Raw genomic sequence first — 26,562 nt, 5'->3', positions numbered from 1 at the left:
GCGGTCGCGGCCTGTGGATAACTTTACCTGTCACCGGCGCGTAACACTCCGGGATTAGGCTGCACCTGCGTCTGATCAGGCCCCCCGTCACCGATCAAGCGCCCCAAAGCGGTCCCCGTCAGTCGCCGCGTCTGACAGGGGCCGCATTTTTTTGTCCGCTCTGCCGGCATGGCAGCAGCGCAGCGGGCCGCTTGCTGCCGCGGCGCGCGGTGGTCACAATGCGCCGCTGACCATCTCCGACAGGATCTTTCATGGAAATTCGTAATCTCGGCGCCTCCGGCCTGCGCGTGTCCGCGGTCGGGCTCGGCTGCAACAATTTCGGCCAGCGCATCGACCTGGAGGCCTCGCGCAAGGTGATCCACCGCGCGCTCGATCTCGGCATCACGCTGTTCGACACCGCCGACATCTATTCCGCAATGGGCGGATCGGAGACGGTGCTCGGCACCGTGCTCGGCGATCGCCGCAAGGACATCGTGCTGGCGACGAAATATTCCAAGCCGATGGCGGAGGACGGAACCAGGCAGGGCGCCTCCCGCCGCTACATCATGAACGCCGTCGAGGCGAGCCTGACGCGACTGAAGACCGACTACATCGATCTCTACCAGCAGCACGATTATGATCCGCTGACGCCGATCGAGGAGAGCCTGCGCGCGCTCGACGATCTCGTCCGTCAGGGCAAGGTGCGCTACATCGGAAATTCCAACTTTCCGGCCTGGCGCATCGCGGAGGCGGAGTACGTCGCACGCGCGATGAATGTCAGCCGCTTCGTCTCCTGCCAGGACGAATATTCCCTCGTGGTGCGCGACATCGAGAAGGATTTGCTGCCGGCAGCAGCGGAATACAAGCTCGGATTATTGCCGTTCTTCCCGCTCGCAAGCGGGCTTCTGACCGGCAAATACAGGAAGGGCGAGGCCGCGCCCGGCGACACCCGCTTCGGCCAGACGCCGCGGCTGCGCGACCGCTACGTCACGCCGCGCAACGAGGACATCGTGGAGAAGCTCGCGGCCTTCGCGAAGGCGCGCGGGCACAGCATGCTCGAGCTCGCCTTCTCCTGGCTTGCCGCGCGGCCGCAAGTCTCCAGCGTGATCGCCGGCGCCACCCGCGTCGAGCAGGTCGAGGAGAACGTGAAGGCGATCGCGTGGAAGCTTGGCACGGAGGATCTCGCCGAGATCGACAAGATCACCCTGGGCTGATCCTAGCGGCGCGGCGCGTTACTTCGCGCCGCGTCCGACCGTCTGCATCACCTCGAAGCCCTCGAACTGGGGATGACCGAGATAGGTCGGCTTGGTGTCGCCAGCCCGCGCATGCGCCGCGCGAAACGCCTCGGACCTGGTCCACGCCTCGAACGCCGTGTAATTCGCCCACACAGTATGCGAGGCATACAGCGTGTGGTCCTCGAGCTCGGGGCCGCGCAGCAGATGGAATTCGACGAAGCCCGGCACCTTGTCCAGGTGGGTGTCGCGCGAAAGCCAGACCTGCTCGAAGGCGGCCTCGGAGCCCTTGCTGACGCGGAAGCGGTTCATGGCGATGTACATCGTCGATATCTCCTACCAGGCACATAGTCGTAAGGGAGGCACCGCTCTCTCACTCCCTCGCCCCGTTCTTACGGGGAGAGGGTGGGGTGAGGGGCCGCCTCCGCGAGTTCGGTTTGAATAATGGTCAAAACGCCCTCGATATTTCCGAGCACGTCGTTGTTCCAGAACCGAAGGATCTTATATCCTTTTTCGCGCAGGCGTTCATCCCGGATCGCATCTGCTGCCGATTCATTGTGCTGCCCGCCGTCGACTTCAATGACGATCCGCTTCTCACGGCACACGAAATCGCAGATGTAGCCGATAATAGGCTCTTGCCGGACGAACTTGTTGCCGTCGATCCGCCGACCGCGAATGCGATTCCAGAGAACCGTCTCCGCATCTGTTTGATCGACGCGCAAGCGTCGCGCGAGTCGGATGGATTTGTCGCTATGGCCGCGCATTGCCTTGCCCCTCACCCGGATCGCTGCGCGATCCGACCTCTCCCCGCAAAGAGCGGGGAGAGGTTAAGTAACCAGCCCCTTCATCGGCCTTGCGCTGGCGCTGTCTGGGAACACGGTCTCGGCCAGCACGCGGTCGGACAGGCCGAACTGGTCCTGCAGCACGCCCTTGATCACGGAGCGCAAATCGGTGGTGGGCTTGAGGTCGCGTGCCTCAAAGAGGTTGGCGGGCTTGAGGCCGGGCCAGTCGGAGATGACGCGGCCGCCCTTCACGGCGCCGCCGGCGAGCAGCGCGACGGTGGCCGTGCCGTGATCGGTGCCGTCGGTGCCGTTGATGCGCGCGGTGCGGCCAAACTCGGTGGCGACGACGACGACGGTATCGCGCCAGCGCTCCCCCAGGCCGCTCTCGAATTCGGCGAGGGCGCCATCGAGCCCACCGAGCAGGAAGGCGAGACGCCCCACAGGGCCGCCTTCATTCGCATGCGTGTCCCAGCCGTCGAAGGCGAGCGCGGCGATGCGCGGGCCGTCATCGGCCGCCATCAATTTGGCCGCGCCGCGCGCGACCTGCCGCATCTGCGCGACCTGGTTGCCGGGCTTCGGCTTCATGTCGTTGCCGCTGGCGGCCCTTTCCAGCTGAAGGCCTTGCGAGAGCACCGATGCCAGCGCGGGATCGCGGTGACGGTAGAGATCGACGAGGCGCATCGCGGTGTCGTCATCGGCCTGTGGCAGCGCCACCGGCGCCCAGCCGACGGTCGGCGCATTGCCGCGCAACACCAGTGGCGCGGTGGGGCCGACCGCAAGACCTGACGAGACGCGCTCGCCGCGCGGCAGCGCTTCGAGCGCGCGGTTGAGCCAGCCGGACTGGACGCGGCCCGGGCCGGCATAGCCGCTTTCGAGCACGTCCTGGCCGTCGAAATGCGAGCGGTCGCGATAGGGCGTCGCCACCGCGTGGATCACAGCGGCTTGCATGTCGCGATACATGCGGGCGAATTCCGGCATCGCCGGATGCAGCGCGAAGAAGGAGTCGAGCATGATCGCGGGATGCGCGCCGTCCGCCGTGAGCGCGATCGAGCCGTGCAGGCCGGCGTAGTCGGGGTCGCCGACCGGCGCGACGGTCGAGAGCCCGTCGAGCGCGCCGCGCAGGATCACGACGACCAGGCGGGGATCGCGCCCTTCGGCCGCGCGCGCGAATTTCGGCAAATAAGCCCAGGCCGCGAAGGAGGCGCCGCCGAGCAGAAGGCCGCGGCGCGAGGTGAGCAGCCGGTTCTCGACGCAATCGATCATCATCATCATCTCCGCTGCATTTCCGGCGACATCAACAGCAGCGCCAGCGCCTGCTGCCGCGACTCCGCGCGTTCGATGGTCCGCCGCGTCTCGATGGATGCCGCATCCGCCGCGGCGAATTCCAGGAGGTCGAGCGGATCGATGCTGTTACCGAGGCGCGCGCCGAGCTGTGCGGCGATATCGAGCCTGAGCTTGATGCCTTCCGGCGCGGCCCAGGCCGCAGCGGTGTCAGGGAAGCCATTGGGACCGGCCGGCGCCCACATGGGCTGGCCGAGCAGATTGAGACCGTTCAGATAGGCGCCCGGATCCTCCGGCACGCGCGCGAGCAGCCGGCCGCTCGCGACCAGGAAATCGTAAGGGCTGCGCATCTTGGTCAGCGGCGCCTTCCACGCCTCGTCGGAATCGACGAGCGCCGTCGCCATCGCCCTGAGATCGCCGTCGGTCTTGACGAAGACATCGCGCAATCGCGCAACGAGCGCGGGTGGCGGATCGTCGGCGACGAAGTGACGGACGAATTTGACGGCGACGAAATTCGCGGTCGACGGATGTCGCGCGATGTCGGCGAGCGCGGCTTCGCCCTGCGCCAGCCCCGTCGCCTCGTAGGTCTTGCCGAGCAGCGTTTGCGGCCCGGGCTGGTGCGCATTGGTGTTGAACACGAAGGAGCCGGGTGTGCCGAGCTGCCCCTGCCGGCCGGCAAAGGTCCAGCCGGTGATGATGCGCGCGAGCGAGGTGACGTCCTCCTGCGTGTAGCCGCCGCCGACGCCGAGCGTATGCAGCTCCATGATCTCGCGCGCGAGATTTTCGTTGAGCCCGCGCTTGCGATTTTGTCCCGCGCGCGACTCCGGCCCGAGCGATTGCTGGTTGTCGAGAAAGAACAGCATCGCCGGATGCTGCTCGACCGCCTTGAGCATGTCGGCGAAACGCCCGAGCACGTGCGGCCTGATCGCCTCGCGCTCGAAAGCACCGGCCCAGATTCGCGCCAGCTCACCCTTGCTCGCGGAGATGCAGAAATGATTCGACCAGAACACGACGAGACGCTCGGTGAAGCCGCACTCGACCAGCGTCGCGCGCTGCAACCGCGCCAGCGCCTCGGCGCGAAAGGTCTTCTGGATGACGTTGAGCGGCTGCGGGGCCGGCTTTGCGGCGGGCGGCGCGGCGACGTTGGGCTGCATGGCGTCCGGCCTCGCCATATTGTCGGTCGGCTTGTTGTCAATCGGCTTGGCCTCGGCCATCTGGCCGGCGATCTCGGTTGCGACTGCATTGAGCGAGAGATTGCGGCGCAGCCCGGGCTTCTGATCGGCCGGCGTCGCCGCCTCGGCCGGCGCGCCGGCTTTGGCGGCGGCCTCGCGCGCCTGCTTGACCTGATCCTGATAGGCGAACACGGCCTGCCCGAGCTGCGGCGTCGATTGCAGGCCCGGCGCTTCCAGCAGCACACCGTTGGGACGCGCGAGCTCCGCCTTCACGAAGCCGCGCGGATCGGACGCCGCATTGATGAGATCGCCCGAGGCCCCGCCGCGGGCTCCGAAGCCGAAACGATTGAGCGCAACGAGGGCGGCTTGCGAATCGCGGGCCATCGATTTGTCCTTCGCGCCGTCCTGAAGCGCTTTCCGAGCTTGCGCACAGCGCATAATATACCGCAGCGAGAGATGAACCCGACATGAAAATGATGGCCAAGCCGTTGCGGAAATCATGACAAATCCGAAACAAACTCCAATGCCGGAACCACGCCGCCTCGCCTGCTCCCGCTGCGGCACCGAGTTCGGCTGCGATCTTTCGGGGACCTGCTGGTGCGCGGAGGAAACGGCGCGCCTGCCGATGCCGGTCAAGGGCGAGGATTGTTTGTGCCGGGAATGTCTAAGGAAGGCGGCGCGGAGCCCGGATGGAGCGCAAGCTTAATCCGGGCTGGGGCAGTATCGTAGCAACCGAGCTTACACGGCGTGCCCCGGCGACTTCCGCGCCATGCCATCGAACGCGTCGAGCAGCTTCTCGCGCCAGGCATACACCGGATCATCGGCTTCCAGCAGCTTGAACGGGCTCGTCACCCGCGCCCATTGAAAACCGCCGAACACGATGTAGTCGGCATAGTTCGGCGCATCGCCGCCGATGAAGGGCTGCTTTTTCAGCGTCTGCCGCATCACTTCGAGCGACTTGCGGAAGGCGACCACGGCCGCGTCGCGGCTGGCCATGATCTCTTCCAGGGTCTTGCCGCCAAAGCGCGCCTCGCGCGACTTGCGGAAATAGTCCGCGTCGACGTCCGCCAGATTCTTCGGGATGTCGGCGATGATCAGCGGAAAGATGCCGCCGACGATGGCGATGTCGCCCCAGGCGTTGAGCATGCGCGCCATGGCGCGGCCGCCCGTGCCGCCGAACAGCGACGGGCGATCAGGGAAATTGTCTTCGAGATAGTTCGCGATCGCCCAGGAATCGACGACGGGCTTGTCGTGATGCAGGAGCACAGGCACCTTCTCCGAGCCGTGCGGCGCGATCGCGCTCTTCTCGGTGAAGCGCCAGGGCAGGGATTCCGCCGAAAGCCCCTTGTGCGCCAGCGCCATCCGCGCGCGCCAGCAATACGGGCTGAACGGGCGCGAGGCGTCGGTGCCGACGAGTTCGAAGAGCTTGAGCGACATGGAAAGGCAACTCCCGCCGGACCTCATCCTGAGGAGCGCGGAACGCGCGTCTCGAAGGATGAAAGCCCGATCTCGACCTCGCCCTTCGAGACGCGCGCAAGATGCGCGCTCCTCAGGGTGAGGGTCTCCCATTCTGGATTGCTTCGCTCGCGCTCGCAATGATGATGTGGAGACATCACCGCCCATTCATTCGCAGCAACTTCTCGCCGTCCTGTGTCACTGCGATGATCAGCCCGATGCCGGGCAGCGTCTCGCGCGCGACATAGCCGCGCTCGGCGGCGTCTTCCCAGATGGTGAGGCGCGGGCACGAGGTCTTCCAGGTCGCGATCACCTCGGCATAGGCGCGCGGCTCGCGCGCGACCCATTCGACGAAGTCCAGCACCAGCGGATCGGCGGTCTCGCTCATTGCAAACCTCCCTTGTCGAAAGCCGCCAGCACCGGCGTGCGAACCAGCAGCCAGCCGCCATAGGCGATGTAGTAGCAGGCGATGGTGGTGATCAGCTTGTTCGACCAGGCCACGAATTGCTGGTCGGTCATGGCTTCGAGAATGCGCCGCGCCAGCGTCGTGCCGAGCATGGAGGCGAGGACAGCGACGCCGGCGAGCACGGGATCGAGCGTCGCGGCCTGGTCGATGATGCCGCCGAAATAGATCAGCTTGGTGAAATGGCTGACGAGCTGGCACATCGCCTTGGTCGCGACCTTCTCGCGCCGGCCGAAATCGCCGCCGAGGAAAAAAGTGTCGAGCAGCGGCCCCGAGACGCCGGTCATCAGCATGAGGCCCATGCAGATCGTGCCGTAGACCGCGCCCTGCGAGAGACGGTCGGGATCCGGCTTGATGTTCGCGGGCAGCAGCCGCGCCATGAACGGGGTGATGCCGAGCAGCAGCAGCGCCATCGGCTTGTCCGGCACGTAGCGGGTCAGCGACCAGGCCGCGAGCGCGACGGCAGCGCCGACCATATAGTTCGCGACCGGCCGCCAGCGGATATGCGCGCGCCACAGAAACGCGCGCCAGCCGTTCGAGGCCATCTGCGTGATCGCGTGCAGCACCATCGCGGTCGGCAGCGGCATCAGGGCCAGCAGCACCCCGATCAGGATCAGCCCGCCCGCCATGCCGAACAGCCCGGACAGGAAGGCGGTGCCGACCATCAGCAATCCAAGGGCCGCGATCATGATGGGCGTCAAGGGGGCTCTCCCGTGGTGGACCGGTCAGGAACGCAAGCTGCGCGCGCCCCCTCGTCCAGGCCTTCAACACATCAGCTGGAATTACGCCGATATTTCTGCCCCGCTTGCCCTGCCTTCGCAAACTGAGTTATCTTGGCCTGGCATCAGCTTTCCTGAGGGTGGTCATTTGCGGCGGCTGCTGTTTCTCAACGGCATCAAGGCGTTCGAGGCGGCGGCGCGCACCGGCAGCTTTGCCGCGGCCGGGCTCGAGCTCAGCGTATCGGCGGCCGCCGTCAGCCGCATGGTGCATATCCTGGAAGAACGGCTCGGCGTCGCGCTGTTCGAGCGCAAGGCCAACAAGCTGGTGCTGACGCAGGCCGGCCGCGCCTATCAGAGCGGGCTGACGCCGATCTTCGACGCGCTGGCGAGCCTCACCGCGCAGGTGACGGCGCCGTCCGGCGTCCGCGTGCTCACCATCGGCGTCGGCCACACCTTTGCGATGCGCTGGCTGATCCCGCGGCTGTCGGAGTTTCGCAGCGAGGAGCCCGACATCGAGGTGCGCTTCACCACCGGCGGCGCGGCGGTGCCGTTCGGCGAGGACTGGAGCTGCGGCATCAAGCTCGGCACCGGCGACTGGCCGGGGCTGGTCGCCGAGCCCCTGTTTGCCGGCGACCTCACGCCGGTCTGCGTGCCTCGCCTCGCCGCGAGCCTGAAGCGCCCGGCCGACCTCAAGGGCCCCAGCCTGATCCGCGTCGAGCATTCGCCGGAGGACTGGCCGACCTGGCTGAAGGCTTCAGGCCTCACAAGGATCAGCGCGCGCGGCCCGGAGTTCCAGTTCTACGGCCAGGCGCTCCAGGCCGCCGCCGACGGCCTCGGCATCGCCATGGGCATCCGGCCCTATATCGACGACGATCTTGCCGCCGGCCGGCTGGTGGCGCCGTTCGACCTTTCGGTGCCCAAGGGCATGCGCTGGTACCTGCTCTATCGTAGCTTCCAGACTGAGCAGCGCGACTTCGCCGCGTTCCGCCGCTGGATCATGCGCGCGGCGTCGGAACCCGCCGCTCGGCCGGTCAAGCGGATCGGCCGTAGCGCGGCGCGGAACTGAAATTCAGCGGTTCCGCGGGCGAAAAAGCCCGCCGCTTGTGAACGGCTTCACATCCGGAAATCCGCAGATGTGGTCCCTTGACCCTCCAACAAGACACGGGACACTCTGGGGACTACACATGACGACCCTCTACGACGGTTTTGACATCGAATCCTTCGAGGCCGGCAAGGGCCTCTGGCACGCCCGCATCCGCCGCGCGGATCTCAGCCTCGTCGCCATCGACGGCGTGCTGTTTCCGGCTATGGAAGTCGGCTTCGCCTGGCCGGACCCCGACGCCGCGATTGCCGACGCCAAGCACCATATCGATCGCTTCCGCCGCCGTGCCGACGACGCATAAGCGAGCGGACTGCAAGGGACAGGCAGCGTAAAAGGGGGAACCGGTCATGTCAGTCATCGATTTCGAAGACGCGCCGCGGCCGAGGATCTACGACCGCACCGTGCTGTCGAAATGCCCCGAATGCGACGGCGAGCTCTCGGTGCTCCGTGTGATCGGCGGCCGTGCCGGATGCGAGTACTGGACCATGCGCTGCACCGATTGCGGCGGCATCCATCTCGACATCCTCGAGCCGCATCAGGCGGCCGGGAACGACGAGGGGCCGCCGCCGGCGGCCTGAGATTCCAGCCTGCCGCGCACGCGCTTGCGAAGATCAACGCTCGCGAAACACCTTTGGTGCTCCCTTCAGTTCGGCAAGATCGATCTCCAGCATCGTGCCGTCCTGCTTGATCAATATCCCGACAGTGAAGGCGCCGTACGCCCAGAGCTGCAGGACGGCCTTGCCGTTGCGGGCAGGCTCCGTGCGTACCGACTTCGCGAATGAATCGTGAAGATGGAATACGACATCGCCCGAAAGCACCTTGCCTGCGCCACGGGCCGCGGACACAGTGAGGGTGATCCTGAACCAGTCGGTCTCGCTTTCGGCCACCTTCGCCGAAACTCTCCAACCACGATCGGCGCTCTTTCCGCCCCACTGCCCTTTTTGCGGATCTCTTGGATTGATCCGCAGATTCGGCGACGAGGCATCGACCTTCGCATTGCTCGCCGCGAGGGTGCCAGCGCGTGCCGTACCGGCCGAGGAGCTGACGACGACCGCCGTCGGCGACAGCGGCGTCGCGCGATACCCCTGAACCGCAACCAGACGCCTCGACAATCCATCGAGGTCAGCCATGATTGCCGCATGGTGGATGCCGCTGGCGTCCAGCTTTCTGCGGAAATCGGCCTTGCACTCCTTGCCGATCACGATCTGCCGCATTTCCTCGCTTGTATAGGGCTCATCAGGCTTCGGATGAACCGTGAAGAGTCCGCGTTGCGAGACCAGCCGCGGCGTGACGTAACCGGGGTAGAAGAAGGCGACATCTGTCACGCCAAAGGGAGACTGCTCTTCCAACTCCTTGGCCTTAACTTCGTCCGGCCGACGGATGATGTAGAGACCGGCATCCTCCTCGTCATTTCCCCACACTGCGAAGAACAAGGACACGGAGGGCGATTCCGACCAATCCAGCAGACGCGTTGGCACGCCATGATGTTGAGCAAGTGCAAGCCATTCCCAATTGCTGGCGGGCCGGACCGGCAGGAACGGCAACGCTTCGCGCTTGAACTGGTCAAACAAGGCCTGCTCGCGCACTTTGCTGTACTCATAGCCCTCTCGCTGACGGCCGACGGAGGTCACGAGAGGAAACCGCACCGAGGCAACACCTCGAAAGAGATAGTTGCCATCCAGATAATTCTCGATGCGGCTCTGGAACTCGGTCCAGCTCTGAACGCGCTCCCGGTGCCAGGGACGCTTATCGACCTGCTTATCAAGCTGCTCGCTCGTGGGCTTATCGGTCTGCGCGCTCGTTACACGAGCCTTGACGGCAGTCTTGACGGCAGTTTTGGCTCGCCGTGCCATCCGCCTCTCCTGAAAAATTCGATGTCAAAATTACTTTGGTGAAAGCCGTCGACAGTCGCAGGGAGTTCGGGAAAGGTTCCTCGCAATATACAATCATGGGATGTTTTGATTGACAATAGCGCTCTCTAGTGAGGCTCCGCGCGAAGTTTGCGACTTTCGCTGCGTGGGCCCGGCAGCGCACGATGAAACGGAGCTCGAGGCCCCAAATTTCAGACCGGGCGACACGCCGCACTTTGGTTCGCACACCTGCGCTCATCGCTGCTGCCAACCTGCTGTCAGCAGCCTGATCCCGGGACGGGCATTCGCCCTTTATTGCGAGGCGGACTCGCCCCATATTCGCGTCATGGCGAAGAAACCTGCTCCCCCAAAATCCCCGAAATCCAAGGCCCCGAACTCCAAAGCGCATCGGCCTGACGTGCAGCCGATCGGGCCGGCGCTGGCCGAACTGCTCAATCCCGCGATCAATCGCGGCGATGCCGGGCTTGGATCGGGCACCGGCCTGCAGCCGCCGCCGGACAATTCGCGCGACCGCCGCTCCGGCGGCGAGGCCGCCGCGCATCGCGCGCGGGCCTCGACGCCGAAGGAGTTTCCGCAGGATATGGCGACGGGCAGCGCGGCGCGTGGCTTACCCCTCTCCCCGACCCTCCCCCGCAAGGGCGGAGAGGCCGAAGGTCTTGGCGAGGCGCCGCAGGCCAATTACGGCACCGCGGCCACGATCCCGACGCTCGATCCGGAACTGGCGCGGCAGCTCGGTCTTCCCACCGAGGAGGACGACGCCGAGGCGCTCGCCCGCCCACCGCGCAGCAAGCTGGAAGCACTCGGCGTCAAGGCGACCGCGGAGGCGCTGGAATCGCTGATCCGCGAGGGCCGGCCGGAGTTCCGCGGGAACGACGGCTCGATGCAGGTGTGGACCCCGCACCGGCCGCCACGGCCGGAAAAGTCCGAAGGCGGCGTGCGCTTCGAGATCAAATCGTCCTACGAGCCGCGCGGCGACCAGCCGACCGCGATCGCCGAGCTGGTCGAGGGCATCAATCGCAACGACCGTTCGCAGGTGCTGCTCGGCGTCACCGGTTCCGGCAAGACCTACACCATGGCAAAGGTGATCGAGGCGACGCAGCGGCCGGCCATCATCCTGGCGCCGAACAAGACGTTGGCCGCCCAGCTCTATGGCGAGTTCAAGAGCTTTTTTCCGGACAACGCGGTCGAGTATTTCGTCAGCTATTACGACTACTATCAGCCAGAAGCCTACGTGCCGCGCACGGACACCTATATCGAGAAGGACTCGTCCATCAACGAGCAGATCGACCGCATGCGCCACTCGGCGACGCGCGCGCTGCTCGAACGCGACGACGTCATCATCGTCGCCTCGGTCTCCTGCATCTACGGTATCGGCTCGGTCGAGACCTACACCGCGATGACCTTCGCACTGAAGAAGGGCGAGCGCATCGACCAGCGCCAGCTCATCGCCGACCTCGTCGCGCTGCAGTACAAGCGCACCCAGGCCGATTTTACCCGCGGCACCTTCCGGGTCAGGGGCGACGTGATCGACATTTTCCCGGCGCACTATGAAGACCGGGCCTGGCGCGTGAATCTGTTCGGCGACATCATCGAGACCATCGAAGAGTTCGATCCGCTCACCGGCCACAAGCAGGACGAGCTCGAATTCATCAAGATGTACGCCAATTCGCACTATGTGACGCCGCGCCCGACGCTGGTGCAGGCGATCAAGTCGATCAAGTCCGAATTGAAGCAGCGGCTCGACCAGCTCCACGACCAGGGGCGCCTTTTGGAAGCGCAGCGGCTGGAGCAGCGCACCACCTTCGACCTCGAGATGATGGAGGCGACCGGAAGCTGCGCCGGCATCGAGAACTATTCGCGCTACCTCACCGGACGCCTGCCCGGCGAGCCGCCGCCGACGCTGTTCGAATACGTCCCCGACAACGCGCTGGTGTTCGCCGACGAAAGCCACGTCACCGTGCCGCAGATCGGCGCCATGTTCAAAGGCGACTTCCGCCGCAAGGCGACGCTGGCCGAATACGGCTTCCGCCTGCCCTCCTGCATGGACAACCGCCCGCTGCGGTTCGAGGAGTGGGACATGATGCGGCCGCAGACCGTCGCGGTGTCGGCGACGCCGAGCAGCTGGGAGCTCAACGAGAGCGGCGGCGTGTTCGTCGAGCAGGTCATTCGCCCGACCGGACTGATCGATCCGCCCGTCGACATCCGCCCCGCCCGCACGCAAGTGGACGATCTCGTCGGCGAGGTCCGCGCCACCGCGCAGGCCGGCTATCGCTCGCTGATCACCGTGCTGACAAAACGCATGGCGGAGGACCTCACCGAATATCTGCACGAGCAGGGCATTCGCGTCCGCTACATGCACAGCGACATCGACACCATCGAGCGCATCGAGATCATCAGGGATCTTCGCCTCGGCGCGTTCGACGCGCTGGTCGGCATCAATCTGCTCCGCGAAGGCCTCGACATTCCCGAATGCGCGCTGGTCGCCATTCTCGATGCCGACAAGGAAGGTTTTCTGCGCAGCGAGACCTCGCTGATCCAGACCATCGGCCGCGCCGCGCGCAACGTCGACGGCAAGGTGATCCTCTATGCCGACCAGATGACGGGCTCGATGGAGCGCGCCATCGCCGAGACCAACCGCCGCCGCGAGAAGCAGGTCGAGTACAACACCGCCAACGGCATCACGCCGGAGAGCGTGAAGAAGCAGATCGGCGACATCCTCAACTCGGTCTACGAGCGCGACCACGTGCTGGTCGAGGTCGGCGGCCACGACATGACCGACGACGTCATCTCGATCGGCCACAATTTTGAAGCCGTGCTCGCCGATCTGGAAACGCGGATGCGCGAGGCCGCCGCCGACCTGAACTTCGAGGAAGCCGCGCGCCTGCGCGACGAGGTCAAGCGCCTGCGCGCGACCGAGCTTGCCGTCGTCGACGACCCCACCGTCAAGCAGCGCACCGTGCAGGGCAAAGCCGGCGCCTATGCCGGCAGTAAGAAATACGGCGACGCCGCCAATCTGCCGGTCAGCGCCATGAAGAAGAAAACCGTGAGCTCGGCGCTGAAGGCCAGCGGTGGTGGCGGCGGCACCGGCTCGAAGGTGCACAAGCCGCATCTCGACGAGATGCACGGGCCGGAATCGCTGCCCTACCGCGAAAACCGCGCATTGCCGTCAAAGCCGTTCGGCGGCGAGAGCCGGATCATCCAGCCGACGGATTCAAGGCAGTCGGGCCCGGAGTTCGGGCCGGCGCCGAAGTCGACGGGCGGCATGCCGGGGCGACGGGGCGGGTGGAAGAAGAGGTAGGGCGGCGGAGCATCGTCCGCACCTCACCCCGCGATCGTCGCCAGCAGCGACAGCAGCCACTGATGCCATGAGCTGCAGCGAGGTTGCGGGCTTTGCGCGCCAGCGGGCGATCTTCTCGGAGGGGGACAGGCTGGCGTCGAAAAACTGCGCTTCGTAGCCGCTCTTGACCTTCGGGAAGGCCGATCCGACCGAGACGACGAAAATGCCGTAGAAGATCGACGCCAATGCAATGGTGAGCACGGGACTGCTGCCGCGGTAGACTCCCAGCAGCTTCACCATCAGGGATGCGGCGGCGAAGATCGGGAAGCCCTGAAGGATTGAGGTTAGCGCAAAACCTTCGAGCCAGTTGAGCGGACCGGGTTTTGGCGCGGTGATGAAGAGCATGGCACCTTCACCCCACGCTCGCCGTCACCACGGCCATCACCGACAGCAGCAGCACGATGGTCACGAGCTGGAGCGAGGCGACGGGCTGGGTGCGCCATGCCGTGATCTTGTCGGCGAGCGACAGATGGGCCTCGAAAAATTTGGGTTCGTAGACGGTCTTGAAGACTGCGGGGAAGCTCGGGCCGAACGTCACCGCGAGCATCGCATGGGCGAGCGAGGCGATGGCGACGAAGATGGCGACGCCGGGGTCGCCGACGAGGTCGTGGTTGCCGACCAGCTTGAGCAGGAAGGCGGCGGCGGCGAAGGTCGGGAAGCTCTGCAGCGTCGCGGTCAGCGCGAGGCCTTCGAGCGCGTTGTGCAGGCGGGACTTTCTGGCGGTGGCGAGGGCGGCCATGGCACGTCTCCCTGATGACATGGGAATGACGTTAGGCGCGATGGTAGCGGGGCGATGTGAGGTGGGTCACGCCCCTCCTCACTGGCGGAACAAGGGGCGTGATGGATTCCGGGCTCGCGCTTTCGCGCGCCCCGGAACGACGAGTTGAGAGCGATCGCCGCGCTTCCACGGCTACTCCCTAAAAGTAGTATTTGCGGTTGGAGCCGTCATGGGCGCCGGAGGTCATGCAACAGGCCTTGAAACCTGCGTCCGGAACCGCAAGGGCAGAGGTCGTTGCGGCCGAGCTTTTCTGTCAGCTCGACGTCGCCGTGAACGACGCGGCTGCCCCGCTTGACGTGGGTTTCCGAGGGGAATGAATTCCGCCGCTTACGCGTGATGCTGAAAGCTGGGGAGGTTTTCGAGATCGCGAGACTTGCGCATGACGCCCTCCATCGGTTGGAAGCGCGGCCCGTTGCCGCGACGTCTCGCTACCACGACGCGAGCTGCGTGGAAAGGTGGCGACAGCGTTACAGCTTGCCCTGCCCGTTCACCTGGCTCTGCTGTTGCTGTTGCCGCTGCTTCTCCTGCTCATTGGCATGGTGCCGGCCGTAGAGGCAGCCGGCGGCGGCTCCGAGGACGCCGTGATGGCCGGCATAGTGGCCGGCGACGCCGCCGACGATGGCGCCCTTGATGCAGCCCTTGGCGTTGGCAGCGGAGGTTGCGCCGAGCATGAGAAGGGCGGCAGTGACGGCGAGAAGCGGGGATTTCATGGATCGATGTCTCCGGATGCGATGTCCCGCTATCAACGAGCGCAGGCGGGTCCGGGTTCCCTTGCGCAGACCCGGCAAGGCGCGCCCTCCGGTGTGCGCGCAACGTCACTCCCCGACGCGACGTCTGTTCGAACTCTTGCACGCGAACAGGCGCACAACCCGTAATTGCACCCCATGAACGCGGCATTGTGCTCGCGCGTCATAAGCTGCAATGACCCCCTGTGTTTTTGCGGATTGATGGATCGGCATACCCCACGATAGCGTTGGCAATCCGCAGCCGATGAGGGCGGGAGCAGCATGACGGTCGAATCGCTGAACAGGCAACGCGTGCTGCATCTGCTCGACGCCTTTGCGGGCGGCGATATCGAGGCCGCCCTCTCCTGCTGCACCGACGACGTCGACTTCCTCACGCACGCGCCGATCGACGTGCTGCCGCACATGGTGCCGCGCCACGGCAAGGCCGAATTGCGCGCGCTGTGGCAGACGGTCTGGTCGCGCTATTCGGAGGTTCGCTACAAGACGCCGCACATCGTCGCCGAGGGCGACGCGGTCGCGACCTACATGCACACCTATTTCAGGAAGCGCGGCAACGACCGCGTCGTGCAGTTCGACATGGCCGTGTTCTACACGCTGCGCGGCGGGCTGATCTCGCAGATCCGCGAGATCATCGATTCCTACGATCTGGTGCAGCAGGTGCTCGAGCGGGAGATCGGGCCGCTGATCGTGGGCGCGCCGGCGGACGGGGCGTAGGACCGCCGGGACCGGGAAAATACGGGGTTCTATTGTAAATCCCACACACTGCGATCAATTGTGCATTGCAAAAACGTGAATTGCGTTTTGGCCGAAATCTGGTATTTTGTTCGTATACAAATGAGTTGAGCGGCCCCGCGGCACTTTGCCGTGCGCGGGGTTGTTTTTCGTTTTTCGCAAGCCAGCGTCAGGACTGCCCAAAATGACAGAGCACAGCCTCTGGCGTTTCTCGCGCGCGTTGCACCGCGCGATCAACGACAGGCATTTCGAGGACATCGAGGCCCTGATCGACGAGGACGTCGAGTGGGCGCTGTACGGCCCGATCGACATGTTTCCGTTCCTCGGCGCGCGCCAGGGCAAGGATTCCGTGCTCGACGTCATCCGCCAGCTCGCCGACAATTTCCAGGTCCGCCGCTTCGACCGCGAGAGCATCATGCTCGGCGTCGATTCCGCCGCCTCGATGCTGCGCTATTCGCTGACGGCGCTGGATTCCAACAAGCCGATCAGCTTGCGGGTCGCGCAGTTCGCCCAGTTCAGGGCGGGCAGGCTGATCAGCATGCGCGTGCTGATCGACACGTTCGACCTGGTCGAGCAGGCACTCGGCCGCGCCATTCATCTGCCGAAGATGAGCAGCGTCGGCTGAGGGGGACGCCAACGGGCCCCGCTTTCCGGGACCGATTGACTGATGCTCCCCGCGACGCGTCCTGGCCTCCAGCCCCGCCGGATGCCGTCGTGGAGAAGCTCGTCATCGGGCGCGCGCCCTTCGCGCGGCCCGTTGGTTCGCGTCCGCGGCGCGAGCCGCCACAATTTCGCACCGATGGATCAACATGTTTCGTGCGGAATGGCGCATGGTCATCACCGAAGGCCGATATATAATATCGGAAGGCATGCGCCGGGGTTCGCGGGCAGGACGATGGAATTCTCGACAGGTTTTGGCTGGACCAGGCTGCCGGTGCTGGCGGCCATGTTCATTTTGGGATCGGTGCTGACGGTGTCGGCGCAGATCATTCCGCCCTTCTCCCCCGCCGCGACCGCGCCTGACGAGGACACCGAAGCGGCGGAAGCCCCCGACGTCAGCGATCCCGACGTGATGAAGGGCATCGACGTCGACAAGCTCGACTGGAGCCAGCTCGCGATCGACGCCGGCACGCTCAACGACATCATCGCCGCCAAGAAACGCGCGCAGGCCGCCGCCAATGACGGGCTGAACTGGTCGTCCAACGCCAATGCCAACGGCTCCTCGGCGGTGACGGTGAAGCAGTCGGTCTCCTCGTTCTGGGACGCCCGCATCGGCGCCGACATGACGGTGGCGAGCGAGCCGCGGACGATGTCCGAGCTGCTGGCGCAGAAGGCCACCAACGGCGGCAACCTGCCGCAATCCTCCGGCAGCGCCTGGGCAGCCGCGACCGCGCCGGGCGCGGGCGCGATCTGGGACAAGACCGCGGTGGAGGCCCGTGTCGATCCCGGCGCCGAGCAAAGCAAGCTCGGGGCGTCCCTGATCAAATCGGTGCCGCTGTCGGACGACACCTCGCTGACGCTCCAGAACGGCTACAGCGTCAACCAGCAGGGCACCACCGCGGTGCCCGGCGTCGGCGGGCACGTCACGCGCAATTACGAGACCGAGCAGTCCGCCAAGGTCACCCTCACCGACACCGGCACCAGCATCACCGCCGGCCAGACGCTGTCGACCACCGACGACAAATGGCTGCGCAAGGTCGGCGCCGAGCAGAAGCTGTTCGACAACGTCACGGTGTCCGGCTCGGTCGGCGAGACCTCGCAAGGGGCGATCAACAAGAGCCTGACCGCGGGTTTCAAGAAGAGCTGGTAGCCCGCGCACCACTCTCTCCCCTCATCCTGATGAGGAGCGCCTCTCGCGCGCGTCTCGAAGGATCGAGGCCCCGCTCCGGCAGCCGGGCCTGCATGGTTCGAGACGCGCTTCGCGCTCCTCACCATGAGGGGATCGGTTCTTCCCTGCGCCAGGCATTCAGACTCTCGTAACCATACGCCACGGCAAAGCCCCCGAATGGACCGCCCTTGCCGCACCTCGGCCAAGTTGCGGCCAAAATCCGACGCCCTAGTCCCTGACTGACGTCGTCGTGCGGGGGACACTCGCGCTGCGCTCAACGCGAACAGGGGAAAACGATGAACGCCATGCGTCCGGAAAAGACCGAAACCACCGAGACCGAGACGGTCGACACCAACCTTGCCGCCGTGACCGAAGTCGAAGCCGGCATCCGCGATTTCGTCCGCAACGACATCGCCTATCTGCGCCGCCCGGCCACGACCGCCACGGACGCGCCGCCGCTCGATCCGAGCGCGGAAGCCACCGTCACCAACGTCAATTCGCTGATCCAGCGCGTCGCCGGCACCTCGCTCGCCGAGATCGAGAACTTGATCTCCGAGCTCGAGAGCCTGCGCGACCTGCTCCATGCCGAAGGCCAGCGCGTCCAGCGCGAGATCTCCGGCTATGCCCAGCTCAGCCAGGCCGCAATGAAGTCGACCCGCATGATCGCCGACAACGTCGCGCAGTGGAAGCGCGCCGCCGACGGCCTGCGCAACAGCTGATCACTGGAAGGCATCACCAGCCGCCGCGTTCCGCAAGGAGCGCGGCGGTTTTGATTCTGGAGGGGTCTCGCGCCCGGACGGCCTTGAACTTTCCGCGCCGCCACGGCGACCAATGCCCAGCGCCGGTCCCTGTTGCGATTGGCCTCAGGGGAACATTTCATGGAAAGCATTCGGCCCGACAATACCGACCCCATACCGCTGCGGCCCGCGCCGAACCAGTTCGGCACGATCATGATGCGTTTTGTCGGATTGCTGGCGGTTGCGATCGCGATCCTGGCGTTCGTCTATAGCCGCTGAAGCGGGGCCCGATGCCGGCCCCGAAGAATTAACGAGATCTTACCGGGCGGCTTCCACGGTCGAGGCTTCCAGGGTGTAGCCGCCATCGGCATAGCCCTTCACCACCATGCCGGCGACCAGCATCACGGCCAGCGTCGCGGTAGCAAAGATGAATCCGACCAGCTTGAGTGCGCCGCGGTCTGCCATGGTCCTCGTTCCCCTGTACTCTGCCCAATTGGTTCAATTAGACAGCGACAGGTTCATAATTGGTTAGCAACTCGATGGTTCCCCCAATTGCTTCGCGGGTAACCATGTTGCGCAGGCTTATGGCAGCCGTCCGGAATCGCGTCCATAGCGCGCGGGCAACACTCACGCACTCATTTGGACCGTTCATCCTGGAACAGATCTAATCGTCCTTCGGGCGCTTCGGCACGAAGGCGCTGGCGGTGATCGAATAGACCTCCTCGCCGCGCTGGTTGGTGCCGGTGGTGCGGGCGCTCAAAATGCCCCAGCCGGGGCGCGAGGCGGAGCTGCGCTTGTCGATCACGACGTTGACGTAAGCGACGGTGTCGCCGGCAAGCACCGGTCTGATCCAGCGCAGGTCGCGAAAGCCCGGCGACGGGCCCCACACCGCGACCTCCTCGCCGCGCGAAGCGGCCTCCCGCGCCAGACGCTGGCCGTCGGCGACAAGCAGGCTCATGCAGGCCGAGCCGACATGCCAGCCCGAGGCCGCGAGCCCGCCGAACAGCGAGTTCCTGCCCTCCTCCTCGTCGAGGTGAAAACGCTGCGGATCGAACTTTGCGGCGAAACTCTTGATCGACTCCGCCGTGAACGTATAGGCGCCGATCTCGCGGCGGTGCCCGATCTCGATCTCCTCGAAGAACGGCATCAGACCGCCCCCTCGCGCCGCTTGATCAGGATCGGCGAGGTCATCTCGCACAGCGCCTGCCCCGCCGCGTTGCGCGCGGTGCATTTGAACTTGACGATGCCGAGCTCCGGGCGGCTCTTCGATCCGCGCGCCTCCAGCACATCGACGTCGAGCATGAGGTCGTCACCGGGCCTGAGCGGCGACAACCACCGCACTTCATCGACGCCGGGAGATCCCAGCGAAGCGGCCCGGATAATGAAGCCGTCAGCCATCATCCGCATCATCAGCGAGCAGAGGTGCCAGCCCGAGCCGGACAGGCCGCGCAGCATGCTTTTGCCGGCGGCGTCCTCGTCCAGGTGCATCGGCTGCGGATCGAACTCGGCAGCGAACGCCAGGATCTCGTCGCGAGTGACATGGCGCGGGCCGAATGTTCCGTAACGGCCGGGCGGAAAATCTTCGAAGGTCAGGGTCATCGTGGGAGAGGTTTGAGGGAATGACAGATTGTGGCCGCACTTTGCGGCAATCTCAACCCGCCGGCCCGCATGGCTCGTGCTACATTCGGCGCGCCGGCGTTGGTCTTGAGTCGGATCAACCGAGGGCCAGGATTTTCCTGCAAGGCCCGGTTTGGAGCCTCGATTTGGCTTGGGGAGAGCGATGTTTTCATTCAGCGACCTGTTTCAGTGGGACCGCTTCATCACGCCGACAATCATCAAGACCTTCTACTGGCTGGTGATCGCGCTGATCTGCCTGTTCGGCCTCTCCGGCATCTTCTCCGGCCTCGCGATGATGGCGATCAGCCCGTTCGGCGGCTTCCTGATGCTGCTGTCGTCGATCGCGAGCGTCGTCGTCGGAATCGTGTTCTCGCGCATCGTCGCAGAGCTGATCCTGATCATCTTCCGCATCAACGAGCATCTCGGCGCGATCCGGGACCAGGGCGGCGGATTGCGGTGAGGCGGGTGGCGGCGCTGTAGGGTGGCAAAGGCGCAAAGCGCCGTGCCCACCATCTTTCGCGAGATAAGGGTGACGTGGTGGGCACGCTTCGCCCACCCTACGGCACTGCGGCCAGCGTCTTACGTATTGAACCTGAAATGCATCACGTCGCCGTCGGCGACGACGTATTCCTTGCCTTCGAGGCGCAGCTTGCCGGCGTCGCGGGCACCGGCTTCACCGTTCAGTGCGACGTAGTCCTCATACGCGATGGTCTCGGCGCGGATGAACCCCTTCTCGAAGTCGGTGTGGATCACGCCGGCCGCCCCCGGCGCCTTGGTGCCGCGATGGATGGTCCAGGCGCGCGCTTCCTTCGGGCCCACCGTGAAATAGGTGATGAGGTCGAGCAGCGTGTAGCCGGCGCGGATCAGGCGATCGAGGCCGGCCTCCTCGAGGCCCAGCGTCTCCAGGAAGTCGGCGCGTTCTTCACGCGAAATGGTGGCGATCTCGGATTCGATCTTTGCCGAGATGACGACGGCGATGGCGCCTTCCTTGGCGGCCTGGTCCTGCACCGCCCTGGAGAACGAATTGCCCGTGGCGGCCGAGCTTTCCTCGACGTTGCAGACGTAGAGCACGGGCTTGGACGACAGCAGGCCGAGCATCCCGAAGGCACGCCCCTCCTCCGCCTTGCGCTCGACGAGCCGCGCCGGCTTGCCCTCGCGCAGCAGCACCAGCGTGCGGTTGACGAGGTCGAGCTGCTCCTTGGCGTCCTTGTCGTTGCCCTTGGCCTTCTTGGAGAGGTTGTCGACGCGCTTCTCGAGGCTGTCGAGGTCGGCGAGCATCAACTCGGTCTCGATGGTCTCGATGTCGGCGAGCGGGGCGATCTTGCCCTCGACATGGGTGATGTCGGAATCCTCGAAGCAGCGCACGACATGCGCTATGGCGTCGACCTCGCGGATGTTGGCGAGGAACTGGTTGCCGAGGCCTTCGCCCTTGGAAGCGCCGCGCACGAGGCCGGCGATGTCGACGAAGGTGAGCCGCGTCGGGATGATCTGTCCGGACTTGGCGATCGCCGCAAGCTTGTCGAGCCGCGGATCCGGCACGGCGACCTCGCCGACATTCGGCTCGATGGTGCAGAACGGATAGTTGGCGGCTTGCGCCGCGGCCGTCTCGGTCAGCGCATTGAACAAGGTCGACTTGCCGACATTGGGCAACCCGACGATCCCGCATTTAAATCCCACGAGCGTTATTCCTTGCCGTTGTCGTCCTTGGTCAAAAACCCCTTCGCCTGCATGGCGAGATGAACCCTGTTGGCGAAGGTCGCGTCCGTGCCCTTGGCAACCAATGCCGCGTGCTCGGCCACCGCCTCGCAGAGCGTCACCACCCATTCGTTGTCGGCCTTGGCGAAGTCCGACAGAACGTGGCCGTGCACCAGCTCCTTGACGCCGGGATGACCGATGCCGAGCCGCACCCGCCGATAGTCGTTGCCGATATGCGCCGAGATCGAACGCAGGCCGTTGTGGCCGGCGATGCCGCCGCCGATCTTCACCCGCACCTTGCCCGGCGGCAGTTCGAGCTCGTCATGGAACACTGTGACGTCGGCCGGTGCGATCTTGAAGAAGCTTGCCGCCTCCTGCACTGCGCGGCCGGAATCGTTCATGTAGGTCGTCGGCTTGAGCAGGATCACGCGCTCGGTGCCGAGCGTTCCCTCCGAGGTCTCGCCCTGAAACCTGCGGCGCCATGGTGCGAAACCATGATGCCGCGCGATCTCGTCGACGGCCATGAAGCCGATATTGTGCCGGTTACGTGCGTATTTCGCGCCGGGATTGCCGAGCCCAACAAAGAGTCGCATGACGCGGCGCGCCCCTCGCTCGGCGCGCGATCAGAGACCGCGCGCCAGCTTTGGAAGATTACTTCTTCTTGTCGCCGCCGGCGGGAGCCTTGGCAGCCGCAGCAGGCGCAGCAGCACCCGCAGCCGGGGCCGCCGCACCAGCCGCCGGAGCAGCCGCAACAGCGCCCGGAGCAGCAGCCGCAGCCGCGGCCTTCTGCTCTTCGGCGTAACCGGACGGCGGCACGATGGTGACGAGGGTCGCGTCCTCACGCGTCAGCGCCTTCACGCCGGCCGGCAGCTTGATGTCGGCCAGATGCAAGGAGTGACCGATTTCGAGCGAGCCGACATCGGCCTCGATGTACTGCGGGATGCTCTCGACGCCGCACTCGAGCTCGATCACGTGCGCCACAATGTTGACGGCGCCGCCGCGCTTCACGCCGGGCGAACCTTCAGCCTTCACGACATGCAAGGGAACGCTGATGCGGATGGTGGCGCCTTCGCCGAGCCGCATGAAGTCGACATGGATCGGGAAGTCCTTGACCGGATCAAGGTGGTAGTCGCGCGGAATCACGCGGTGCTTCTTGCCCTCGAGGTCGATGTCGACCAGCGTGGTCAGGAACCGGCCGGCGAGGATGCGCTGGCGCAGTTCACGATCTTCAATCGAGATCGTCAGCGGGGGCTGGTTGTTGCCATAGATCACTCCGGGCACTCTCCCGGCGCGACGCTCAGCCCGGGCGGCCCCCTTGCCGCTCTTCGGACGTGCGGTCGCCTTCAATTCCTTGACGGTCGTCGCCATAACGTTAAGTCCTTGTTTTTGCAAAAGTTAATGGGCCGCAACGCGGCCCATGGTGCAGCTCGCAGCAAGCCTCCAGGGGTGCGGGGGCCGCGAACTTGGCGGGCTTTTACCCGGAAGATGCGGAAATGACAAGGAAATGCGGGGATTTTTTAAGGGGTGCCCTCAGAGATGGGCCGGAAGGGGAACGAAGGGATCTTGCCAGAAACCACGGCGGTGGGCAGTCACCATCCAGGGGAACTGACGGACCAATCCCTTCAGGTCGTATACGAGCCTGATGCGACGGCTGGCGATCGTATCATCCGGCAGCTTCTGCGACGCATCGCAGATGTGGGTCCCGCCACCAAAGCCAACGAGTGTCAGGATCGAAAGCGCTTTGCCGACGGTCATTGCGGTCGCAGCGAAATGCTTCCATGCGGGCCGGTCGGCCATGCCTATCCAGCTACAAGTATCGTATTCGAACCAATTGGGCAGCGGATTGATCAGCTCAAGGCCGGCAGATCCCAGATTGCCAATGCTGGCGAGGCTTTTCGCACTTGAGATCAAGGTGAGAGGCCCTTCTTCGGTACCGGCGACCTGGATAATGCGCAGCGAGAGTAATATCTGCTGAAGGGGGACTGGTGCCAGGCGGCCGATGGCGTTTCTGACCCTGGTGCCCGCTAATTCATAGATGATCCAGGCATCGATCGACCTCGTATTCGAAATAGCCCGCCGCGGCAACGAGGGTGCCGTCGGCGGCCCTTACGGTAATAAGCGACTGATTAGCCAAGGCGTCTCGGAGACTGACGTATGACGGAACGGGAAGCGTGTCCGTCTCGCCGGACTGGTAAAATCCTATCAGGTCGTCAAGCTCATCGCGCTTTGACGCGGCAATCAAAAACGTTTCCATGACTGCATACCCGCAGAAAGAGTCATGCTATCAAGCTTCTACCTCGAAGTGAAATTGCGGTAATGAGGTAGGGTGCCGACCTATTGCAATATGCAACATTATTGCATATTGTGCGTTGAGTTGCTTCGGGATGACTTGATTGCAAAACGCGAAGTTAGGCACCACAAATGGCCCCCGCTGTAAAGAATGCGGAGTCGAACGCCGGGTTTCGACCCCTGTCAATCGACGAGGAACTCGATTCGATCGATCATCAGGTGCTGGATCTGATGCGTCGCGTGGATGAACAGGCTCACTGGAGCAAGTTGATTGCCTGTGCGCTACGAGTCGGATTGACGCTGCGTGACATCGCAGAAGTACTCCCCTGCGCCGTTTCCACTGTTTCGCGCTGGCAATCCGGCCGCACCGCCCCGCCCGTCTTCATGAGGCTGCCGCTGAAGAATTTGCTCGTGAATATGGTCGAAACCCGACTGGTCGCGAGAGAAGCAGCCGAAACCCGCAAACTCCTCAGCGCAGGTTGACGGCGGTACCCGCCATTGCGCCAAGCAGGATCGTGAGAAGGCGGATCGTCACGCAGTTCAGGTTGCCGGAGATCCCCCGAGCTTCGCCTCCAGCGCCGCAATGCGCGCCTTCAGGGCCTCGTTCTCCTCACGCGCCAGACGGGCCATGTCCTTGACCGCCTCGAACTCCTCGCGCTTGACCAGGTCCATGTCGCGCAGGAATTTCTCGGCCTGGGTGCGCAATACCGTGTCGACCTCGCGCTTGACGCCCTGGGCCGCACCGGCGGCGTCGTTCATCAGGCGGCCGATCTCGTCGAAAAACCGGTTGTTGGTCTGGGTCATTGGCGGCCTCCGATAAACTTTGCGCGAACAGCTCGGAAGACAATGGCAATCCGGACAGGGCGGATCAAGGGCCGAGCGGCGGTATCCTTGTCATGCTCCGGTTTCCTTGCAATCGTATTCAACGTCCCTGCATAAGAAGAATCAGAAGGCGCACGAGATGATCGAGCAGCAGATCGCGATCCCCACCAAGGACGGCCACACCGCAACCTTCATCACCCATCCCGAACGTGGCGGGCCGTTTCCGGTCATCCTGTTCTACATGGACGCGCCGGCGATCCGCGAAGAGCTGCGCGACATGGCGCGCCGGCTGGCGACATCGGGCTATTACGTGATGCTGCCGAACCTCTATTACCGCTCCGGCGTTATGGAGCTCGGCGCGCTGCCGGCCGATCCGAACGCGCCGGAGCGCAAGCGGATGTTCGCACTGATGGCTTCGCTCACGATTCCGATGATCATGGACGACACCAGGGCGCTGCTCGCCTATGCCGAGGGTCAGACGGCGGCGAACGTCAAGCTGATCGGCACCGTCGGCTATTGCATGAGCGGCCGCTATGCCGTGAACGCCGCCACGCATTTCCCCGACCGCGTCAAGGCCGCCGCCTCGGTCTACGGCACGCAGCTTGCGACCGACCAGGATGACAGCCCGCATCTCGCAGGAAACAAGACCAAGGCCGAGCTCTATTTCGCCTGCGCCGAGACGGACATCTACGCGCCCGCCGAGATCATCGAGAAGGTCAAGCAGGGCATGAGCGGCGCAAAAGCAGAGGTCGAGATCTATCCCGGCACCCATCATGGCTTCGCCTTTCCCAGGCGGCCGGTCTATGACCGTGACGCCGCCGAGCGGCATTGGGAGCGTCTGCTGGCGCTCTATCGCCGCAATCTCGTGTGAGCAGCATGGATCAGTCTATCCGCGAACTCGGTGCACCTCTCCCGCTTGCGGGAGAGGTCGGCGCAACGCGCCGGGTGAGGGCTCTCTCCTCTGGGGGAGTCTTTCAGTGGAGGCATCCTCTCCCCAGCCCTCCCCCGCAAGCGGGGGAGGGAGCGCAATTCCGTCGGGGCCGCAGCTTGCCCATCAAACTCTAAGAGCAAGGCCCGATGCCCTTTCTGCTCATCGACTTTCCCGCCTTCAAACCGATCGCGATCGAGATCGGACCGTTCGCGATCCGCTGGTATGCGCTGGCCTATATCTGCGGCATCGTGTTCGGGTGGCTCTATGCGCGCTCGCTCCTGAAGAAGGAGCGCCTGTGGGGCGGGCCGGCGCCGATGTCGCTGCTGCAGATCGACGACTTCATCCTGTGGGTCACGCTCGGCATCATCCTCGGCGGCCGCACCGGCTACGTGCTGTTCTACAATCTGCCCTTCTTCATCGACCATCCCGCCGCGATCTTCAAATTGTGGGAAGGCGGCATGTCGTTCCATGGCGGCTTCCTCGGCTGCGTCGTCGCGGTGATGTGGTTTGCCTATCGCAACCGCATCCCGATCCTGTCGCTCGGCGACATCACCACCGCAGTCGCGCCGGTCGGGCTATTGCTCGGGCGCATCGCCAATTTCATCAACGGCGAATTGTGGGGCCGCGCCGCCGACCCGCAGCTGCCCTGGGCGATGATCTTCCCCAACGATCCCACCCAGCTGCCGCGCCATCCGAGCCAGCTCTACGAGGCCGGCATGGAGGGCATCCTGCTGTTCACCGTGCTCGCGGTGATGATCCGGTTCGGCGCCCTGAAGCGGCCGGGCATGATCCTCGGCGCCTTCATCCTGATCTATGGTCTGACCCGCATCGCCGGCGAGCATTTTCGCGAGCCCGACGTCCAGCTCGGCTTCCTCTGGGGCGGATTAACCATGGGCATGCTGTTGTCGATCCCGATGCTTATCATCGGCGGCATACTTATTGTACTGGCAGTGAGGCGCGATGCGCCCAAGCCCGCAGGGGCCATTCGTTAATT

35 protein-coding genes are annotated in these 26,562 nt (G+C 64.8%); 15 read left to right on the top strand and 20 right to left on the bottom strand.

Annotation, left to right across the window (positions count from 1 at the left end; all coding sequences use genetic code 11):
- Positions 1-251: 251 nt before the first annotated feature.
- Positions 252-1,193, top strand: a complete 942-nt coding sequence (locus JQ572_RS03200) for an aldo/keto reductase (protein ID WP_211381517.1) — start codon at positions 252-254, stop codon at positions 1,191-1,193.
- Positions 1,194-1,211: 18 nt separating this feature from the next.
- On the opposite strand, the gene hmuQ is transcribed toward JQ572_RS03200, so the two are convergent.
- From hmuQ to JQ572_RS03180, 4 genes are all read right to left on the bottom strand, one after another.
- Positions 1,212-1,535 (bottom strand): heme-degrading protein HmuQ, encoded by a 324-nt coding sequence (gene hmuQ, locus JQ572_RS03195; RefSeq protein WP_211381516.1) that lies wholly within the window; start codon positions 1,533-1,535, stop codon positions 1,212-1,214.
- A 68-nt stretch (positions 1,536-1,603) separates the two neighbouring features.
- Positions 1,604-1,975 (bottom strand): endonuclease domain-containing protein, encoded by a 372-nt coding sequence (locus JQ572_RS03190; RefSeq protein WP_211381515.1) that lies wholly within the window; start codon positions 1,973-1,975, stop codon positions 1,604-1,606.
- Positions 1,976-2,038: 63 nt separating this feature from the next.
- A complete protein-coding gene (locus tag JQ572_RS03185) occupies positions 2,039-3,256 on the bottom strand; it encodes a DUF1501 domain-containing protein (RefSeq protein WP_211382397.1) in 1,218 nt (405 codons plus the stop codon).
- 5 nt (positions 3,257-3,261) lie between these two features.
- On the bottom strand, positions 3,262-4,830 hold the full coding sequence (locus tag JQ572_RS03180) for a DUF1800 domain-containing protein (RefSeq protein WP_211381514.1): 1,569 nt from the start codon (positions 4,828-4,830) through the stop codon (positions 3,262-3,264).
- Positions 4,831-4,945: 115 nt separating this feature from the next.
- Here JQ572_RS03180 and JQ572_RS34955 point away from each other — a divergent pair, with 115 nt between their 5' ends.
- Positions 4,946-5,152: a cysteine-rich CWC family protein gene (locus JQ572_RS34955; protein ID WP_249128801.1), complete on the top strand. Its 207-nt coding sequence runs from the start codon at positions 4,946-4,948 to the stop codon at positions 5,150-5,152.
- Positions 5,153-5,184: 32 nt separating this feature from the next.
- Here the strand turns inward: JQ572_RS34955 and JQ572_RS03175 are convergent, their stop codons facing one another.
- From JQ572_RS03175 to JQ572_RS03165, 3 genes are all read right to left on the bottom strand, one after another.
- Positions 5,185-5,883, bottom strand: coding sequence for a glutathione S-transferase family protein (locus JQ572_RS03175; protein WP_211381513.1), 699 nt, complete (start codon positions 5,881-5,883; stop codon positions 5,185-5,187).
- Between the two features lie 175 nt (positions 5,884-6,058).
- A complete protein-coding gene (locus JQ572_RS03170; protein WP_211381512.1) occupies positions 6,059-6,289 on the bottom strand; it encodes a hypothetical protein in 231 nt (76 codons plus the stop codon).
- On the bottom strand, positions 6,286-7,065 hold the full coding sequence (locus JQ572_RS03165) for a sulfite exporter TauE/SafE family protein (protein ID WP_211381511.1): 780 nt from the start codon (positions 7,063-7,065) through the stop codon (positions 6,286-6,288). The genes JQ572_RS03170 and JQ572_RS03165 overlap by 4 nt, the downstream gene beginning before the upstream one ends.
- A gap of 166 nt (positions 7,066-7,231) precedes the next feature.
- Between JQ572_RS03165 and JQ572_RS03160 the strand changes: the two genes are divergently transcribed.
- The 3 genes from JQ572_RS03160 to JQ572_RS03150 all read left to right on the top strand — a co-directional run bounded on the left by JQ572_RS03160 (position 7,232) and on the right by JQ572_RS03150 (position 8,763).
- The gene (locus JQ572_RS03160) at positions 7,232-8,149 is read left to right on the top strand and encodes a LysR substrate-binding domain-containing protein (protein ID WP_211381510.1); all 918 of its coding nucleotides are present in this window, start codon (positions 7,232-7,234) and stop codon (positions 8,147-8,149) included.
- Between the two features lie 118 nt (positions 8,150-8,267).
- Positions 8,268-8,486 carry a hypothetical protein gene (locus JQ572_RS03155; protein ID WP_211381509.1) on the top strand — a complete coding sequence of 73 codons (219 nt, stop codon included), beginning with the start codon at positions 8,268-8,270 and terminating at the stop codon, positions 8,484-8,486.
- A 46-nt stretch (positions 8,487-8,532) separates the two neighbouring features.
- Entirely contained in the window at positions 8,533-8,763 is a 231-nt protein-coding gene (locus tag JQ572_RS03150) for a hypothetical protein (protein ID WP_211381508.1), read from the top strand.
- Positions 8,764-8,796: 33 nt separating this feature from the next.
- On the opposite strand, the gene JQ572_RS03145 is transcribed toward JQ572_RS03150, so the two are convergent.
- Entirely contained in the window at positions 8,797-10,038 is a 1,242-nt protein-coding gene (locus JQ572_RS03145; protein ID WP_211381507.1) for an FRG domain-containing protein, read from the bottom strand.
- A gap of 343 nt (positions 10,039-10,381) precedes the next feature.
- Between JQ572_RS03145 and uvrB the strand changes: the two genes are divergently transcribed.
- On the top strand, positions 10,382-13,354 hold the full coding sequence (uvrB, locus tag JQ572_RS03140; RefSeq protein WP_211381506.1) for an excinuclease ABC subunit UvrB: 2,973 nt from the start codon (positions 10,382-10,384) through the stop codon (positions 13,352-13,354).
- Here the strand turns inward: uvrB and JQ572_RS03135 are convergent.
- The 4 genes from JQ572_RS03135 to JQ572_RS03120 form a co-directional block, all read right to left on the bottom strand.
- Entirely contained in the window at positions 13,268-13,738 is a 471-nt protein-coding gene (locus JQ572_RS03135; RefSeq protein ID WP_249128800.1) for a hypothetical protein, read from the bottom strand. The genes uvrB and JQ572_RS03135 overlap by 87 nt on opposite strands.
- Before the next feature lie 7 nt (positions 13,739-13,745).
- Positions 13,746-14,132, bottom strand: a complete 387-nt coding sequence (locus JQ572_RS03130; RefSeq protein WP_211381505.1) for a hypothetical protein — start codon at positions 14,130-14,132, stop codon at positions 13,746-13,748.
- 206 nt (positions 14,133-14,338) lie between these two features.
- Positions 14,339-14,428 (bottom strand): SEC-C metal-binding domain-containing protein, encoded by a 90-nt coding sequence (locus JQ572_RS34950; protein ID WP_249128872.1) that lies wholly within the window; start codon positions 14,426-14,428, stop codon positions 14,339-14,341.
- Between the two features lie 210 nt (positions 14,429-14,638).
- Complete coding sequence (locus JQ572_RS03120) at positions 14,639-14,881, bottom strand: hypothetical protein (RefSeq protein WP_211381504.1); 243 nt, start codon at positions 14,879-14,881, stop codon at positions 14,639-14,641.
- 297 nt (positions 14,882-15,178) lie between these two features.
- Between JQ572_RS03120 and JQ572_RS03115 the strand changes: the two genes are divergently transcribed.
- The 5 genes from JQ572_RS03115 to JQ572_RS03095 all read left to right on the top strand — a co-directional run bounded on the left by JQ572_RS03115 (position 15,179) and on the right by JQ572_RS03095 (position 18,493).
- Positions 15,179-15,631 (top strand): nuclear transport factor 2 family protein, encoded by a 453-nt coding sequence (locus tag JQ572_RS03115; protein ID WP_211381503.1) that lies wholly within the window; start codon positions 15,179-15,181, stop codon positions 15,629-15,631.
- Positions 15,632-15,833: 202 nt separating this feature from the next.
- Entirely contained in the window at positions 15,834-16,274 is a 441-nt protein-coding gene (locus tag JQ572_RS03110) for a nuclear transport factor 2 family protein (protein WP_211381502.1), read from the top strand.
- A 270-nt stretch (positions 16,275-16,544) separates the two neighbouring features.
- Positions 16,545-17,459 (top strand): hypothetical protein, encoded by a 915-nt coding sequence (locus tag JQ572_RS03105; RefSeq protein WP_211381501.1) that lies wholly within the window; start codon positions 16,545-16,547, stop codon positions 17,457-17,459.
- Positions 17,460-17,773: 314 nt separating this feature from the next.
- Positions 17,774-18,196: a hypothetical protein gene (locus JQ572_RS03100; RefSeq protein WP_211381500.1), complete on the top strand. Its 423-nt coding sequence runs from the start codon at positions 17,774-17,776 to the stop codon at positions 18,194-18,196.
- 159 nt (positions 18,197-18,355) lie between these two features.
- Entirely contained in the window at positions 18,356-18,493 is a 138-nt protein-coding gene (locus JQ572_RS03095) for a hypothetical protein (protein WP_211381499.1), read from the top strand.
- Positions 18,494-18,532: 39 nt separating this feature from the next.
- Here the strand turns inward: JQ572_RS03095 and JQ572_RS03090 are convergent, their stop codons facing one another.
- The 3 genes from JQ572_RS03090 to JQ572_RS03080 all read right to left on the bottom strand — a co-directional run bounded on the left by JQ572_RS03090 (position 18,533) and on the right by JQ572_RS03080 (position 19,813).
- Positions 18,533-18,679 carry a hypothetical protein gene (locus JQ572_RS03090; RefSeq protein ID WP_211381498.1) on the bottom strand — a complete coding sequence of 49 codons (147 nt, stop codon included), beginning with the start codon at positions 18,677-18,679 and terminating at the stop codon, positions 18,533-18,535.
- Positions 18,680-18,878: 199 nt separating this feature from the next.
- Positions 18,879-19,361 (bottom strand): MaoC family dehydratase, encoded by a 483-nt coding sequence (locus JQ572_RS03085; RefSeq protein WP_211381497.1) that lies wholly within the window; start codon positions 19,359-19,361, stop codon positions 18,879-18,881.
- The gene (locus JQ572_RS03080) at positions 19,361-19,813 is read right to left on the bottom strand and encodes a MaoC family dehydratase (protein ID WP_211381496.1); all 453 of its coding nucleotides are present in this window, start codon (positions 19,811-19,813) and stop codon (positions 19,361-19,363) included. Before JQ572_RS03080 ends, JQ572_RS03085 begins: the two co-directional genes overlap by 1 nt.
- Before the next feature lie 181 nt (positions 19,814-19,994).
- Between JQ572_RS03080 and JQ572_RS03075 the strand changes: the two genes are divergently transcribed.
- The gene (locus tag JQ572_RS03075; protein WP_211381495.1) at positions 19,995-20,291 is read left to right on the top strand and encodes a DUF4282 domain-containing protein; all 297 of its coding nucleotides are present in this window, start codon (positions 19,995-19,997) and stop codon (positions 20,289-20,291) included.
- Between the two features lie 119 nt (positions 20,292-20,410).
- Here the strand turns inward: JQ572_RS03075 and ychF are convergent, their stop codons facing one another.
- The 4 genes from ychF to JQ572_RS03055 all read right to left on the bottom strand — a co-directional run bounded on the left by ychF (position 20,411) and on the right by JQ572_RS03055 (position 23,611).
- Positions 20,411-21,508, bottom strand: coding sequence for a redox-regulated ATPase YchF (ychF, locus tag JQ572_RS03070; protein ID WP_211381494.1), 1,098 nt, complete (start codon positions 21,506-21,508; stop codon positions 20,411-20,413).
- A 5-nt stretch (positions 21,509-21,513) separates the two neighbouring features.
- Positions 21,514-22,119 (bottom strand): aminoacyl-tRNA hydrolase, encoded by a 606-nt coding sequence (pth, locus tag JQ572_RS03065; RefSeq protein ID WP_211381493.1) that lies wholly within the window; start codon positions 22,117-22,119, stop codon positions 21,514-21,516.
- Between the two features lie 58 nt (positions 22,120-22,177).
- Positions 22,178-22,894: a 50S ribosomal protein L25/general stress protein Ctc gene (locus tag JQ572_RS03060; protein ID WP_211381492.1), complete on the bottom strand. Its 717-nt coding sequence runs from the start codon at positions 22,892-22,894 to the stop codon at positions 22,178-22,180.
- 162 nt (positions 22,895-23,056) lie between these two features.
- Positions 23,057-23,611, bottom strand: a complete 555-nt coding sequence (locus tag JQ572_RS03055; RefSeq protein WP_211381491.1) for a hypothetical protein — start codon at positions 23,609-23,611, stop codon at positions 23,057-23,059.
- Between the two features lie 336 nt (positions 23,612-23,947).
- Here JQ572_RS03055 and JQ572_RS03050 point away from each other — a divergent pair, with 336 nt between their 5' ends.
- Complete coding sequence (locus JQ572_RS03050; protein WP_211381490.1) at positions 23,948-24,298, top strand: hypothetical protein; 351 nt, start codon at positions 23,948-23,950, stop codon at positions 24,296-24,298.
- A gap of 57 nt (positions 24,299-24,355) precedes the next feature.
- Here JQ572_RS03050 and JQ572_RS03045 read toward each other — a convergent pair whose 3' ends face one another.
- Positions 24,356-24,619, bottom strand: coding sequence for an accessory factor UbiK family protein (locus JQ572_RS03045; RefSeq protein ID WP_211381489.1), 264 nt, complete (start codon positions 24,617-24,619; stop codon positions 24,356-24,358).
- A gap of 157 nt (positions 24,620-24,776) precedes the next feature.
- Here JQ572_RS03045 and JQ572_RS03040 point away from each other — a divergent pair, with 157 nt between their 5' ends.
- Both JQ572_RS03040 and lgt read left to right on the top strand, forming a co-directional pair.
- The gene (locus JQ572_RS03040) at positions 24,777-25,508 is read left to right on the top strand and encodes a dienelactone hydrolase family protein (protein WP_211381488.1); all 732 of its coding nucleotides are present in this window, start codon (positions 24,777-24,779) and stop codon (positions 25,506-25,508) included.
- A gap of 206 nt (positions 25,509-25,714) precedes the next feature.
- Positions 25,715-26,560, top strand: coding sequence for a prolipoprotein diacylglyceryl transferase (gene lgt / locus JQ572_RS03035; RefSeq protein WP_211381487.1), 846 nt, complete (start codon positions 25,715-25,717; stop codon positions 26,558-26,560).
- Positions 26,561-26,562: the final 2 nt, after the last annotated feature.

Source organism: Bradyrhizobium sp. SZCCT0153, assembly GCF_018129995.1.
GTDB classification, from domain to species: Bacteria; Pseudomonadota; Alphaproteobacteria; order Rhizobiales; family Xanthobacteraceae; genus Bradyrhizobium; species Bradyrhizobium japonicum_G.
Note: the sequence above shows the minus strand (reverse complement) of the source record. Positions and strands in the feature narration are given on the sequence as shown.